Annotated in this window: 15 protein-coding genes; 9 read left to right on the forward strand and 6 right to left on the reverse strand. The window is 42.3% G+C overall.

Annotated elements, in window-relative coordinates; all coding sequences use genetic code 11:
- Positions 1-335, reverse strand: a 335-nt coding sequence (locus tag EI161_RS09785) for an IS1 family transposase (protein ID WP_192529115.1), incomplete at its 3' end; no start/stop codon positions are given.
- A 358-nt stretch (positions 336-693) separates the two neighbouring features.
- Between EI161_RS09785 and EI161_RS09790 the strand changes: the two genes are divergently transcribed.
- The 3 genes from EI161_RS09790 (at position 694) to EI161_RS09800 (ending at position 2,963) form a co-directional block, all read left to right on the forward strand.
- Positions 694-1,269, forward strand: a complete 576-nt coding sequence (locus EI161_RS09790) for a TerD family protein (RefSeq protein WP_192522589.1) — start codon at positions 694-696, stop codon at positions 1,267-1,269.
- 241 nt (positions 1,270-1,510) lie between these two features.
- Positions 1,511-2,263 carry a TIGR00266 family protein gene (locus EI161_RS09795; RefSeq protein ID WP_192522590.1) on the forward strand — a complete coding sequence of 251 codons (753 nt, stop codon included), beginning with the start codon at positions 1,511-1,513 and terminating at the stop codon, positions 2,261-2,263.
- A gap of 91 nt (positions 2,264-2,354) precedes the next feature.
- Complete coding sequence (locus EI161_RS09800; protein ID WP_192522591.1) at positions 2,355-2,963, forward strand: TerD family protein; 609 nt, start codon at positions 2,355-2,357, stop codon at positions 2,961-2,963.
- Positions 2,964-3,234: 271 nt separating this feature from the next.
- On the opposite strand, the gene EI161_RS09805 is transcribed toward EI161_RS09800, so the two are convergent.
- Positions 3,235-4,473 carry a TerD family protein gene (locus EI161_RS09805; protein ID WP_192522592.1) on the reverse strand — a complete coding sequence of 413 codons (1,239 nt, stop codon included), beginning with the start codon at positions 4,471-4,473 and terminating at the stop codon, positions 3,235-3,237.
- Between the two features lie 316 nt (positions 4,474-4,789).
- On the opposite strand from EI161_RS09805, the gene EI161_RS09810 reads away from it, so the two are divergent.
- From EI161_RS09810 to EI161_RS09830, 5 genes are all read left to right on the forward strand, one after another.
- Positions 4,790-5,935 (forward strand): ATP-grasp domain-containing protein, encoded by a 1,146-nt coding sequence (locus tag EI161_RS09810; protein WP_192522593.1) that lies wholly within the window; start codon positions 4,790-4,792, stop codon positions 5,933-5,935.
- A gap of 118 nt (positions 5,936-6,053) precedes the next feature.
- Positions 6,054-7,340, forward strand: a complete 1,287-nt coding sequence (locus EI161_RS09815; RefSeq protein ID WP_192522594.1) for a phosphoribosyltransferase domain-containing protein — start codon at positions 6,054-6,056, stop codon at positions 7,338-7,340.
- A gap of 42 nt (positions 7,341-7,382) precedes the next feature.
- On the forward strand, positions 7,383-8,204 hold the full coding sequence (locus EI161_RS09820) for an HAD hydrolase family protein (RefSeq protein ID WP_192529479.1): 822 nt from the start codon (positions 7,383-7,385) through the stop codon (positions 8,202-8,204).
- Between the two features lie 94 nt (positions 8,205-8,298).
- Complete coding sequence (locus EI161_RS09825; protein WP_192529480.1) at positions 8,299-9,468, forward strand: cysteine protease StiP domain-containing protein; 1,170 nt, start codon at positions 8,299-8,301, stop codon at positions 9,466-9,468.
- 72 nt (positions 9,469-9,540) lie between these two features.
- Positions 9,541-10,605: an HpcH/HpaI aldolase/citrate lyase family protein gene (locus EI161_RS09830; protein ID WP_192522597.1), complete on the forward strand. Its 1,065-nt coding sequence runs from the start codon at positions 9,541-9,543 to the stop codon at positions 10,603-10,605.
- 122 nt (positions 10,606-10,727) lie between these two features.
- On the opposite strand, the gene EI161_RS09835 is transcribed toward EI161_RS09830, so the two are convergent.
- Positions 10,728-11,540: an alpha/beta fold hydrolase gene (locus EI161_RS09835; protein ID WP_192522598.1), complete on the reverse strand. Its 813-nt coding sequence runs from the start codon at positions 11,538-11,540 to the stop codon at positions 10,728-10,730.
- A gap of 344 nt (positions 11,541-11,884) precedes the next feature.
- Here EI161_RS09835 and EI161_RS09840 point away from each other — a divergent pair, with 344 nt between their 5' ends.
- Entirely contained in the window at positions 11,885-12,682 is a 798-nt protein-coding gene (locus EI161_RS09840; RefSeq protein ID WP_192522599.1) for an enoyl-CoA hydratase/isomerase family protein, read from the forward strand.
- 49 nt (positions 12,683-12,731) lie between these two features.
- Here the strand turns inward: EI161_RS09840 and EI161_RS09845 are convergent, their stop codons facing one another.
- The 3 genes from EI161_RS09845 to EI161_RS09855 all read right to left on the reverse strand — a co-directional run.
- Positions 12,732-13,763 carry a sporulation protein gene (locus EI161_RS09845; RefSeq protein ID WP_192522600.1) on the reverse strand — a complete coding sequence of 344 codons (1,032 nt, stop codon included), beginning with the start codon at positions 13,761-13,763 and terminating at the stop codon, positions 12,732-12,734.
- 104 nt (positions 13,764-13,867) lie between these two features.
- Positions 13,868-14,953 (reverse strand): hypothetical protein, encoded by a 1,086-nt coding sequence (locus tag EI161_RS09850; RefSeq protein WP_192529481.1) that lies wholly within the window; start codon positions 14,951-14,953, stop codon positions 13,868-13,870.
- 201 nt (positions 14,954-15,154) lie between these two features.
- Positions 15,155-15,285 (reverse strand): transposase (locus EI161_RS09855; protein WP_192529482.1); only part of this gene is annotated, 131 nt, incomplete at its 5' end.

The raw sequence follows: 15,285 nt of genomic DNA on the forward strand, positions 1-15,285 counted from the left end.
ACGTAAGTCCAGAACTCATCAACCTCTAAGCGTTCATAGTAGCGCTTCTTAGGCGCGATCTTATAAACAGATGAGCCTATGGTGCCCAATACTTTACCGATACTGACTGAGGCTATAATAGCTATGTCTCTAACACCGCAACCTCTCACCGTCATTAGCCGTATGATGTCTTCTATTTTAGAGTGACAGCCCTTATAAGTTAAGGCATGGTCACCAATGAATTGACGTTTGCAGTCCTTGCATTGGTAGTTCTGCTTGCCATAGCTTTTTATGCCGTTTTTCTTTAAACTGGGACTGTGACAGTCGGGGCAGCTGATATCTATTTGTGTCTTCATAACCTCAAATATATCATCTTGCTTTGGCTGTCACCCTCCTTTATTTCTTCAGCATACTTTCTGACACACCACCAAAGGATTTAGGTTTTGATAACAATACCTTAACCACTATTGCTAAAACCGTTAAAAAGTATCAGATTTGCACAATTAATATATTCATTAGTAAACATATCGCAATCACACAAAATACGCCTTGCGTACTTAGCACACGCTTAGTATAGTAAAACGTAATGATATGCAGGACGTGGCGTACAGGTTGTTTTATTGACGGTATATACATAATTATCAATCTCTGCATTATTTTTAATTCATTTTATAAAACCAAATCTACCTAATTATTAATTCAAAGGATATTTATATGGCTATTAGCTTAACGAAAGGCGGCAACGTAAACTTATCAAAAGAAGCGCCTGGTTTAACCAATATCACAGTCGGTCTAGGCTGGGATCCGCGCGCGACCGACGGTCAAGAGTTTGACTTAGATGCGATTGGTTTTTTGGTCAATGAAGCAGGTAAAGTCCGTAACGATCAAGACTTTATCTTTTTTAACAACCTAAAATCAGATAATGGCGCGGTTGAGCATACCGGCGATAACCGTACTGGCGAAGGCGATGGCGATGATGAAAAAATCAAAATCAATCTTGCTAATATCCCAGCTGATGTAAGCAAAGTCGCAATCTGTGCGATTATCTATGAAGGTCAAGCTCGCAATCAAAACTTCGGCCAAGTGGGTGAAGCTTACATCCGTGTCGTCAATGACAATGGCGACTCTGAAATTGCCCGTTACGACTTATCAGAAGATGGCAGCACTGAAACTGCAATGATTTTTGGTGAACTATATCGCCATAGTGGTGATTGGAAATTCCGCGCGGTTGGTCAAGGCTTCAGTGGTGGTCTTGGTCCATTAGCGGGTTCTTACGGTGTGAACGTGTAAAGTTAGCTATCACTTAATCGTTCCACAGGACAAATATCACCATCAGACATTTGATGGCGATACAAAAAAGCCATCAAGTGTGCCCTTTTAACGCATTTGATGGCTTTAAACTTAATGGGTTAGCTGAAAACACTCAAAATATAGCGTAGTTAAAAATAGTATAGTTTATAAAGACACAGAGTGTAGAGACACATATATTAAAAGTAGACTTTAAAGACAATAGAATAAGGATTTGTATCCCATGGCCGCGACATTCAGCTTAATCGGTACCATCGAACCTTTCCTCCATTGCAACCTTAAAAAAGGCGACTCAATCTACTGTGAAGCCAATGCGATGGTGATGATGGAGTCCAACCTTGAGCTTAAAGGTAAGCTACAAGGTGGGTTGATGCAATCTTTAATGCGCCGCTTCGCTAATGATGAATCGCTATTTCAACAGCAAATAGAAGCCGTAAATGGCGAAGGTGATTGTCTACTTGCACCAACGCTAGACGGTGATATGCAAATCATTGATTGCGGCACGCAGCAATATACCTTGAGTGATGGCGCATTCGTTGCAGCACAGACTGGCGTCGATATCAGAGCCAATATTCAGCGTAACCTTGGCGGTGCAGTGTTCGGTGATACTGGTGGCTTCATGGTCATGCAGACCCAAGGTCAAGGTCAGGTGGTGGTATCGGGTTTTGGCTCCTTGTTTGAGATTGATGTCACCCCTGATAAAGACGTTATCATCGATAACGGTCATGTAGTCTGCTGGGATTCAAATCTGGATTATAAACTGTCGGTCTCGACCAGCAAGAAAAAAGGCATTATGAGTAACATTATCAACTCGGTCACCAGTGGTGAAGGTATGGTCTTAAACTTCTCAGGTAGCGGAAAAGTAATTATCTGCTCGCGTAATCGTGACAGTTATCAAGGCTGGTTGCAAAGCGTCTTAGGTACTAGCTCAGGTGGTCGCGGCGGTAGCGGTGGTTTTTTAGATAATATTTTATAACTAAAAGCTATCACTTAACTGAAAACACTTAGCTGAAAATTACTATTAGAAACTTAAGTGTTTCACTCACAATTATTATAAGGATTTTACCATGGCAGTTAGTTTACAAAAGGGTCAAAAAATATCCCTAAGCAAAGAAGCTGGTGGCGATCTTACCCAAGTGAAACTGGGTTTGGGCTGGGACGTGTTTCAAGGACAGCAAGAGAAAAAAGGTGGCTTCTTGGGCAAGTTATTCGGCGGTGGTAGCGGCGGCGACTCCATTGATTTAGATGCCTCATGCATTATGTTCGATAACAACAAACAAGCCGTCGATGCGATTTGGTTCAGTCAACTTAAATCAAAAGATGGCAGTATCGTTCATACTGGCGATAATCGCACTGGTGACGGCGATGGTGACGATGAAGTCATCAATGTTGATTTATCTAAAGTCCCTACTAACGTCGTATCGCTGGTCTTTACCGTCAATAGCTTTACTGGACAGACATTTGAGACCGTAGAAAATGCATTTTGTCGCCTCGTAAACGCCAGTAATAACGCTGAGGTAGCGCGCTACAATTTGTCAGCGCAAGGCGGTCATACGGCGATGATTATGGCAAAAATTTATCGCCATAATAACGAATGGAAGATGCATGCCATTGGTGAAATCGCTTCTGGTCGCACCTTCCATGATCTAATGCCTGCTATTACACCGCATGCTTAATTGATTTAATACCAAACCCAAAAAGTACGATTAGCTGTACCAAACTTGTTTAGTCTACAGTGCGTAGTACTTGCACTCGCTTTCCTTGCTACTCTAATTTTTATGAATGGTATTAGGGCGCATCCTCAATCTGAGCATTAAGCTTTAAATGGGCTAAAAATGAGGACACGCCCTAGTATTGTTTTTAAAGTTTTGAATACTATAAAAAAATCAGCCCGTCTATAAATTAATAGACGGGCTGATTGCTTATGAAGCGATAGCGTTAAGACCTTTATTTACGCCCACGTTTCCAACTAAAGCCCCAGTTAAAGGCTTTATCCATTTCTTGGTGACCTTTGAAATATTGGTTGATACGCTCAACATTGATACTGCCTTGTTGGTTGACCAAACGCGCAATCGCACACATTGGCAGATTCCCCGTACCTTCTGTTAAACGGGTTTCAATCGGTGGCTGGTCTGGCACATGAATGGTGACTACCCCATCTGTCTGCGCCCAATTTGGCGCGCCTTCGTAGATGAAAGCAAAAATAAACACTTCCTCAATTTGCGACCACTGTTGGCCATTGATATCGAGCCATTCGCCACCACTGACTTGTCCCGTTCTGTCATCGGCACGCAAGCAAACATACGGCGCAGTTTGTAAGCTACCAAAGCGATCACCCAGAGCCTGAATGAGGGTTTTTTCACCATTTTTCAGGTGAATCATAGCCCCAACATCAAGGTCAACACCACCAGCTTTATGCTGCTTAAACAAATCGCCTAATATGCCTTTTTTTGGTGCGGATTTATCGGCATTTGGGCGCTGATTCCAGTCTAAATTAACCCCAATTTTACCAAAATCATCTCGCTTCTTTAGATTGATGCTGGATTGGTTTTTGGTTAAGGTAACTTTGCTTAAATTAATCGAAGGACTAGCAGGAATGGGTGGTGGCGTGCTTGTTTGATTGGCACTACCCGCTTTTTGCGTATTGATTGGACGTTGAGTATTAATGGGTGGAACAGGCGCTTCATCAGCAATTTCAACACCGAAATGCTCAGATAAAGGTTTAAGGCCGCCTTCAAAACCTTGAGCAATAAAACGAAACTTCCAACTGCCTTGCCGACGATAGCATTCTGCTAAAATGAGGGCCTTTTCATTACGTCCAGCAGCAGCCAATTGACAAGTCATCAATACTTGGCTGCCTTGTAATACTTGGATATCGACATCGCCAACTTGCGCGAGCGTTTGTGCGCTAGAAAACGCTAATGCAATTTTTTCAATACTTGCAGGCTGCGTAGGTAAATTGATATCAAAAAACCCATCACTATCATGACCACGAAAGCTCACGCTACCGTCATCACTACGTGTCTGGCCATAAAATATCATGTCGCCATCACCGCGTACTTTGCCATCGTTAGTCAGGCGATAAGCAGCACAGTCGATGGCGTTTTGGCTTAAAATACGAATGCTAATATTGTCCGTTGGCAGTGGCGCATTGGCACCAGCAATTAAGGCTTGAGGTTGGCTCATGATATGTCCTTTCAATGATAAATAATGTCGTTATATTATTAGAATAGCTATCGCCATATAGTACCATGAATGCCCTTAAACCTTAATGAGAACTGACGTTGTAGGATTCATCAGAGACACTTTATAAAATTTTTACAAATACCTAATACTATCTAACCACAAGCATTTATAACCCCTAGCATTTGTATATAATAGAGCTTGTTATAGTAATGCAATTTATGGGCTTTTTCAGCCATGCATTAGGCTGCGAACAAGGTTGTGATGACGCTACCGAGTGATCTAAAACCCTATTATTTAAGAGAATGCTGAGAAAATTATGGATAACCCTGCTAATGATAGTCATCATATAACCAAAACTGCGGCTTGGTTGGCTGAAGGTCAATCAAGCCAACGCGATATGCTTGCCAGCCTGCAGGCACTAAAAGCTCAATCTAGTACGCCCTTTCATATCATCGCCTCACACCGTGACAATAGACCTGAAATTTTCGAATTTGCTGATAACTTTTATCGCGAACCCTCTAAAACTGGTGCAAATAATGATGAGCAAACCACTCTTGAACCTGCTCTCCCTCGTTGGCAATTCGTTTTAGAACAAGCCAGAAAGAATAATGTAAAAGTATTATTAACCGGGCGAAATGGCATTGATTATGAAGCCCAGCGGGAAGAGTTTGACGCCGCTGGTATTCGCTTATTGACTGGCGCGACCAACGTTGCAGCATTAGAATCCATCGATGATAAGTTTGCTTTTATGCAGCAGTGCCATGAGCATGACATTCCTGTTGCTGATGCGTGGCGATTTGATACTGTAGCAGAGCTTGAAGCATTACTTGTCAAACACGGTCATCAGCCGTTATGCGTCAAACCCGTGACGGGTATTTTTGCCCAAGGGTTTTGGCGGCTGGATATGGGTAAAGAAAAAGACACGCAATACGACAGTTTTGAGCATTTATACTTTACCGAAGAGAAAAAAATCAATACGGCGCAGTTTATAAATGCTTATAGCAACAGTTTGATGGTGCATGAGCGCCCTATTCCCATGCTGCTGATGCCTTATTTATCAGGGCAAGAGTACTCTATCGATGTCGTCTGTGAATATGGTGAAGTATTGGCCGCCATCACGCGCTATAAAACAGGGAAGATCCAGCATATCGGTTATGAACAAGCGGTCATGGATGTGGTCATTCCATTGATTAAAGCGTTTGGCTGTGATGGTATCGTTAGCGTCCAAACTAAAGCCGATAATGACGGTCAGCACCGAGTACTTGAAATTAATAGCCGTCCCTCTGGCGGGATTGATTACACCACTCATAGCGGCGTGGACTTGACCCAAGTTGGTTTTGCCTATTGGCTCGGTCTAAGTGATAAACCAAAACTTACGGATATTGTGCAGCAGATCACGCCGTGCCAAGTACGTTCAATTATGGTGAGTGTTAAGATTGAAGAAGATCCTATCGAGCAATAACGGTTAAAACCTCTCACCTTATTTGACATATAAACCGTGGGAATAAGTTATGACTAGTCGATTATTGGTTTAAAAAATAACTCTAAAATTATAAAATAGAACATCCAGAGGAACTTGAATGCCAAACAAGCAATACAGCACGACCATCACCCTACCTCGCGGTACGCTGGATTTAACCTATCAAACTAATACAGTTACAGATAGCAGTAATTCAGAAAAAAGTAATAGCTACGAATTAGAAGACTTGCTTGATTTCGCCCAGCGCATTAACCCAAAACGTGCATTTCTATTTGTCTCAAAAATCTTAGGTCGGCATATTCCAGTGGCTCCTAAGACCATGCGAAGTGCTTTTACTGATTTGGCAAATTTAGTACCCAATCACTTGCCTGAGCCAATTTTGGTCATTGGCATGGCAGAGACTGCCGTTGGCTTATCTGCTGGTGTGCATCAAGCGCTGCAAACGCGCTATCCGCAAGCACTACTATTAAACTCTACTCGTCATGCTCAACATAAAGGACTAGATACTGACGCTATCTTCACCACTTTTAGCGAAGATCATAGTCATGCCAGCCAGCATTTAATTTATAAAAGTAAAGACGAAAGCGTACAAAAGCAGCTGCTCGCTAGCAAAACGCTAATCATGGTCGATGACGAAGCTTCTACAGGCAATACTTGCGTCAATGTCGTCACCGCCCTTCGTAACGCCGGGATTGAGCACTTAGAGCAAGCACATCTCACCACTTTGGTTGATTGGTCATTAGATAAAAATCAGAATCCGAATCAGGGTTCTTCTGATGCCGATGATACGATTGCTAAACGCTTGCCAAATATTGACTTTCATCGTCATCACCTGTTATCTGGCGCTTGGACATGGACGGATGCGCCCAACCCTGAGCCAATTATTATGCCATCGGTCGATACCACTGAGGCAGGCAGCCAGGTGTTAATGAATACGGGTAATTGGGGACGTTTCCCAACGCTAGATAGCACAGATGGCTTTGATAACTATCTTTTGAGCTTTCAAAGCGCATTTGCAGAATTTAGTAAGCAAACCCAGTTTGATAAAGAGCAATTACCACAGCGGATTTTAGTATTGGGCAGTAATGAATTTGTCTGGTTGCCGTTTCTATTGGCGGAATGGCTTGAACAAAACACTAATGTAGAGCACAGCAGTCACACCGTCAAATTTAGTGCGTTGACCCGCTCGCCGATTGCACTGGGTGGCGGTATTACCACAATGTTAAGCTTTAATGATAATTACGGGCTTGGTATGACCAACTTTGCATATAACGTGGAACTGAGTGAGTGGGATTTGATTGTATTGTGTGTGGAAACCGCTGCTGATAGCGTAGATAAGCTGTGGCAGGATTTGGATAATGTGTTGGTAGTGAGTCCGACGCTTTAAATCACCCTATGACGTTCAACTCTATTATTCACGGATAACTTAATGACCATTCCATTTTTTCAAGCAGACTCAAACATTATTAAACCCTATGCCCTGATGGATTTGGACGATACGCTATTCCAAACCCAACGCAAAATAGATGCTTGGAATTTGCCGACTGCCGAAGCTAATAACTTAGTGTGCGCGAGCATAAATAAACAAGGTAAGCCGCTTAGCTTTATGAGTCAGCGGCAAGCGTCTTTATTTAACTGGCTACTTGCTAGCACTGAACTGATCATAGTTACTGCCCGCGACCGTGATGAAATCAAGCGGGTTAAACTGCCTTTTGCTAGTTGGCAGGTTTTGACCCATGGCGCAATTATTTTGACGCCCAATGGTGAACTGCTAAGCACGTGGCAACAGCATATGTATAGTGAGCTGGCACCATTGCAGGGTAAATTGAATCAACTGAGTCAATTGTTCGCCAGTTACAGTCAAAATGATAGCAATCAGCTGGTATTTACCCCGCATATTGATAGCTTTAACAATGGTGATGCTGATGAAGAGTTAATCATTTATCTGGCTATCAAACATGCGCAAAAAGATCATCAAGCATTAATTGCATTAGCCGAAAAACTGCCGACACTGATACGTGATTTCGATGAGCACTTTTATGTACACGTAAATGCCAATAATCTAGCGATATTGCCCCATGTAGTGCATAAACGGCACGCGGTGCAGTTTTTATTAGAGCAGCATTTAGATAATCAGCGCCCAAGCTTTGGTTTTGGTGATAGTTTGGCAGACTTACCTTTTCTGCAACTATTAGACTGGTACGGTATGCCCAACCATGGTCAGCTTCATGATCGTCTTAGCTCTCGATGATTTTAAACTTTAACAATTCCCAGCTATCCATAACTCTAAACTGTCCATAATAATTATAATAACCACAGCAGCTCATAAAAGTAGGCCTCAGCTTATGATTAACCCTAACATTCAAAAAGCAGACACATATGGCTCAGGCAGCTACCTTGCCAGCGATGTGACCGTATTGCTCGATATCGTTGATAAAGACGCCGTTGCTGATGTACCAGTCGATCAAAAAGAAGCGCTGATTCAAAGTGGGCAGCGCCATTATTCCGATATGCTGACCTTAGAGAACGCGCCAACTGCCATGCACGAGCAGCTATATATACAGGCGCTAGAGCAAGGCACCAATAGAACCGCGACTGATATTGCCAATTTAGCCTATACATTGCAGGATAAATTTCAACAAACCGTTAATAATCAATATCCGCTAATACTGGTCAGCTTGGTGCGCGCAGGTTTGCCAATTGGAGTGTTATTACAGCGGGCGCTGGCGGATACCAATAGCGGTTACTATTTACCAAGTGTGCATTATGGTGTCAGCATTATTCGCGATCGTGGGCTTGATCCAGCCGCTTTGCAAATGATATTAAATGCTCATCCAGATAGCCCCATTGTATTCGTCGATGGCTGGACAGGCAAAGGAGCCATCTATCAAGAGCTGGCGCATAGTTTAGAAGCGTTTAGCGCCCCTAATCACCCAAATTTTGCCAATATATTTCATCAAGGTGCAGACGTCATTCCATTGCTAACGCTTGCTGACCCTGCTGGTGTTTCTTGGCTGGCTGCTAGTGAGGAAGATTGGCTGATACCATCAGGTTTATTAAACAGCACCGTTTCTGGGCTCATATCACGCAGCTTATATACTGAACCGCAATTGGGGCTACACCGCAGTGTTTTTTATGATAACTTGATTGAAGTAGATCATAGCTTAGCATTTATCGATCATATTGATGCAGCAAGGCGCGCTTTAACTTTGGAATTACAACCCTTGCAAACATTTAAGCAGCCACGCTATCAGACGGCTGATTTAATTGACACGCTGGCAGCAGAGTATAATATTAGCAATCGTAATCGTATCAAGCCGACCATCGCAGAAGCCACACGAGCGATACTTCGCCGTGATCCAGAGCGCATTTTATTAGCGAGTGCTGAGCATCCTGATACCATATTATTGCGACATTTATGTGCACAGCGAGATATCACTGTCAGTGTATTAGGTGATAAAATACTTCCCTATCAAGCGATTACACTTATTAAGCAGCGTACCACGGACTATTAATTACTAGGGCATTTTTACCATACGCCTTTTTCGCTACTATCATTTTCTTTCACTCTATTTACGATGCCTATTATGTCAGACATGCCGAACAACGAGTCCAGCTTTTATAATAATACCCAGTCTTACGCGCATCTAATTACTGAGCGTCATGCCATGCTCAAACCCCTAACACATCACCCATATCAATTAGGGGCAAGTCTATACATGCCAGCGACTCGCCAAGATATCTGGCAGGTGATCAAGCGCGATAAACTGCCAACGATTAATAGTATTATTATTTGTTTAGAAGATGCCGTCAGTCATCATGACGTCGAGCTGGCGCTCGAGCGTTTGCAGACGCTGCTGGATACTTGGGCCGCTCATGTTGATAGCATCAATAACCCATCCCAACCGATAGATATTCAGACCGAGCAGCCAACGCGTCCGCTAGTATTTGTACGACCACGTCATCCAGCCATGTTAGAGCTGCTATCAGATTTTGCGCATATTGATTTGATTGATGGGTTCGTCATGCCCAAAGTAGATATGTATAGCCTATCTAATTGGCGCATGGCCTGTCAAAACCTCAGTAGCGAGACGCTATTAATGCCAACGCTTGAGACTGCTGCATTATTCAATCCACACCACAACCAAGAGCTGGCCATTGGCTTTAAAGAAGCCTTTAGCCAACCAATTTTTGCGCTGCGTATCGGTGGCAATGATTTATTTGCAGCGTTGCGTTTGCGCCGTCCAAAAAACAGTATCGTCTATGACACGCCCATTGGCACGCTCGCTTATCAACTGCTTGGCTGTTTTGTACCACACGGTTTTTATCTTTCAGCGCCCGTATTTGAATATCTGGATCAGCCCATGCTGTTTATGCAAGAGCTTAACCGTGATGTCAATTTGGGGCTGGTCGGGAAAACCGTCATTCACCCCAGCCAAATCGCATTGGTACAACAAGCGTATTGTGTACCATTAAGTACTTTGGACGAAGCGCAAGCGATACTCCATAGCGAGGCCAAAGCGGTATTTAAATATAACAATGCCATGTTAGAGCCAGCCACTCACCGCGCATGGGCACAAGAAGTGGTCAATCGAGCAGCAGTGTTCGGCACCATTAATGACGGTCATAGTGACTATAAACCGCTACTTTAAAGTCAAATGCTAAACGTACCTTAAGACCATGAATAACTAAAATGAGAAAGCCGCTATCAAATCATGATAGCGGCTTTTTAATGCAATCATCCAGTGCATCACTAAGCACTAAGCACTAAGCACTAAGCACAATTTACCAAGAATTTATTAATGGCTTTATTCACTTGCTCCGGCTCTTCTACAGTTGAGGTATGACCAGCGCCTTTGATAACGGCAAGTTTAGAGCCTGCAATCGCAAAGTGCATGCGCTCAGCTTTGGGATAAGGTGTTGCCGCATCTTCATCACCAACGATAATCAATGTCGGCGTGATAATATCACCAAGCTGTTCATAAGTTCCTGTGCGCTCAATGACCCCCATTGTCGCTTTTATGACGCCACCCTTACGATTGCCTTGTAGCATCGTCAGCCATTGTTTACGATCAGATTTGCGCAGCTTGTCTGCCAAAAAAGTACTGCCAAACATAATCGGCATGACTTTATTGCTCACACGCCTAATACCTAGCCAGCGAATGGCTTTGATAAGTTTACGATACTGCGGTACGTTTTTAGGATCTTCAGGGTCGGCAGAGGTCTCTAATAAAATGAGTGATAATAATAGTTCGGGGCGCTTAAGGGCTATGCGCTGGGCGACAAAACCGCCCATCGACAACCCAAAAAAGTGACACTTAGTGACATTAAGGGCATCCAGTAGCGCAAGCGTATCTTCCGTTAGTGTCTCCATATCATAACCAGACTTAGCGATTTCTGACTGACCTTGCCCGCGGAAATCAAAAGCGATGCAACGGTAGTCTGCCTGAAAGCGCTCAACTTGCTTGTCATACATCCGCGTATTCCATAGCAGACCATGAGCAAACACCATAACCGGCTTTTGCTTATCATGAGGCGCACTGTCTTCGTAATAAATATCGATATTATTCACATTAATAATTGGCATAACCACTTCCTTGTTTTTACAAAAAAATAAACCTTTTAAAGCCTACCCATAAGATATGTCCTAGCATAATTCAACTGTCTTACCGTTGACAGCCTTATTTAGTAGCCTTATTTTGAATAGTAAGTTTTATAAGTTAATCAACTATATAGGTTCTTACTGCAATTTAGAAACCTTGCCAGCGTTTAGATGTGTCTTTAGCGCCCACAAAACCCGCTTTTATAATAAACCTAAACTGCTATAGTAATCGGCATTGCATTATTTGTTATATTTCCTACCAATAGCCAGTTTCCACAAATAACCTTTATATAGAAATCCCGTCTAACTCCTAAATAAGGATATCAACTATGTCACAATCTCTCGTCGAATACCAAGCAGAAAACCATATCGCCACCATCACGATGAACGACCCAAAAACGCTTAACGCCTTTAGCACCGCACTCAAGAACGCCATGGTAGATGCGCTTGATAAAGCAGACACTGATGAGCAGGTTCGCGTCATTATATTACAAGGTGCAGGTGGCCACTTCTCAAGCGGTGGTCATATCGGTGAGATGTTAGAGAATGGCATGGAAAGCGAGGCGCTATCGAACAAGCTGAACTTTATGGTCGGCGAAGTGGCTGAGATCAGCCTAAAGTTGCGTAATATTCATAAGCCTATCATTGCCAAACTAGAGGGTGCGGTCGCAGGCGCTGGGATGAATTTGGCGCTAACTTGCGACTTTCGGATTGCCGCGGATAATGCTAAGTTTGTGCAAGCCTTTGTCAATATTGGGCTGATTCCAGATGCGGGTGGTATTTATCTGCTTAATCAGCTAATTGGTGTGGCAAAAACCACCGAGATGGTGATGCTGGGTGATAAGCTAAAAGCGGATGATATGGCACGCTTAAACTTGGTGAATCAAGTGGTCAGCAACGAAGAATTAGAGGCAAGCGTACTGGCGCTGGCTACTCGCCTAAGCAATCTGCCCGGCAAAGCATTGGCATCAATGAAACACATGATTAATACCCATGCCTATATGGGCCTGAATGAAGCGCTCGATATGGAAGTAGATCAGCAAACGATGCTTGCCAAAACTGATGACTTTAAAGAAGGCATTACCGCATTTATGGAAAAACGTAAGCCAGTTTATCAGGGTAAATAGCCCTTCTTAACTATTTTGGGAAGCACTGCCAAATGCTAATATCACCTTATCAAGGTTTGATATTAGCATTTGGCACCATTTCAATTCCTCGTTCACTTTCAAAATCAAGCTGATTACCCTTCATCTTTACCCTAATCCCCCACTTAAGCCAGTTATGATCAAATGTAAAAGGTAACGGCGCATCTTCTGGTAACATCAACGTAAAAGGTATCGTTTCTGTCTGAGATGGCTTTAAAGATATTTTTGTATCAACCTTATAAGTATCTATGCCCTTACTATAGTACGAATAAGTGCTTTTTTTCCCCGAACCTTTTTCAGCACCCTCTAGAAGTCTTAAAGAAATACGAGCTCGTTCTATCGTTAAGACTTTACGGGGAGTTATGTTCAGCTCGCCTGTTATCTTTCCACTAGACGGTTGGTAGTTTTTGATTTTAAGCTGAATTTGACCAAGTTTACGCTGCTGCCACATCACTGGTATAAATACCAACACAACCATAGCAACTACTATCGCTGGCACAAGGGTAAGGACATAGAGAATCCACTCGACATCTTCACCAAAGATCAGAATCGATAACATTATGATAAGCACTATTGAGAAAACAACCACAAATACAATAGGCAGCCAAAGCGTCACTTTATTGATATTTTCGTCTAGTGTATTTACCCAAACAGCAGATTGCTGCGGAGAAATAACGGTAATTTTTTGTTGATTACCGATATCTGTAGCCCACTTCATATCTAGTCGTGTACTTATAGCCCAAACAACAGTGGTATATCGACCTTCATAACTCAGTGGAATTGTATCGTCTGCCCCATCATCTGCTAATACCAAAGAAAACTCGAAGCAATATGTACCTGCTTCAAGCTTGCCACTATGAACCTTAATCTCCTGAATAACTTTGCTGTCTACTGAACCACGACCTTCGGTATGATAGGACAAATCGACATAAATATTTCGAGAGTCTATCGCAGTATGGGCTTGAATAATGACTTCACCAGCTACCTTATCTCCTGGTCGTACTCGCAGGCTGGACTCACTCAGCTCAATATGTATCTCGCAAAGCGCCGGATTTGTAGCCAAAGATAGTGATGAGATGTTCCTCTCCTATTATTTTTTCTATAAAGTAGATGTTGTGATGCGGTGCAACTCTTATCCCAGCAGCACGGTTTTTTATAATGGATCGACTATAGCGTAATCTCTATAGCCTGCTGACCCTCAAAAGCAATATCATGGTTTTTTACTTTAACCTTAATAGACCAAGAAAGCTGATGGTTTTTTAATTTAAATGTGGGTGTCATATCAGTGGCTCGTGGCAAAGAAAAAGACAATGATGTGGTTTGTAGTTTATTCAAGGGTATCGCTTCATCTATCTTATATGGCGCTATATCTTTGGCAAAATATAGTAATTTACTTTTTTCATTGATAAATACTTCAACTTCCTCTATACGCTGTAGAATAACTTCTACTTGATCTAATACCAAACTTTTCTCAGGTATGATATTTATCTGGCCTTTTATCTGCTCTTTTTGTTGATCATCACTGACTTCGATGAAAACTTGACCCAACTTTCGACGTTGCCAAATTCTTGGTACTGCATTTTTTAGTATTCGTGCCGCTAGTAAGGTAAATACAGCGATAAACACATAAAACGGCCATGGCGTATTTTTGTTACTACTCACAAGTAATGACATAGTTCCAAGGATGATAAAAAAAACAATAGCGAATATAAAAGCCTCTATAAAATTAGATGGGTTAAGATTGGCGCTTGGCTCCGTTTGTCTAAGCTCACGTGCTTTTCTACTGATCACTACCAAAGGCTGCTTAGTTTTTATATCTAAGCCATGAGCAATATCGACTCTCACATTGATCGACCAGTTTATATCAAATAACTCACCGTGGTAGCTAATCGGTATTATATCGCTATTGCTTTCTTTATCCATTAAAGCGATAGAAAACTCCATGGAATGATTACCTGCACTGAGTCCATTAGTTGGAATATGAACGCTATTAATTCTTCTACTTTCTAGCCGCTTATGGTTTTCGATATCATAGCTTAAATCAATATAAACCCCTTGAGTGTCAATAGGATGAGATGTATTGATACAAAGGCTACCTTTTATGTCGTCGCCTACTTCTATCTGCTGTTGATTGGTTGGATCCAACTCTACTTTTATCTGATAAATCGGGGGTAAGTCTGAGCCTGTTATTAAATCATGCTCTTTTTCTATAGATTGTGCTGATATCTTAGACTGAGTTGATGGTGCTTTCATTAATAAACCCATGGATTTTTACATGATTAAATAGGTAGTATAAAGCCAGCTATAGTTGATTTACTTTAAAACCAATACAAGCGCTACTGGAGTAAATTTTTCGCAGCCTCTGTCACGCTGGCGATCCTCAAGCAAGAAAAATCAGCATCAGTAGCACGGGATTATTAACGTATCAATTTTATTTAGAACTAGGGCGTGTCATCAATTAAGCCAAATGACGCAAGAAACTAAGTGAATCGCACTGAGGAAATGACGAGCTAACTTGTCATAGCGAGTAGCAATCGCACGATACTGCTTAATCTTGGCAAAGAAGTTCTCTATTAGGTGCCTCG

Origin of the sequence: Psychrobacter sp. FME5, from assembly GCF_014861375.1 — a bacterium.
In the GTDB taxonomy this organism is placed as follows: Bacteria; Pseudomonadota; Gammaproteobacteria; order Pseudomonadales; family Moraxellaceae; genus Psychrobacter.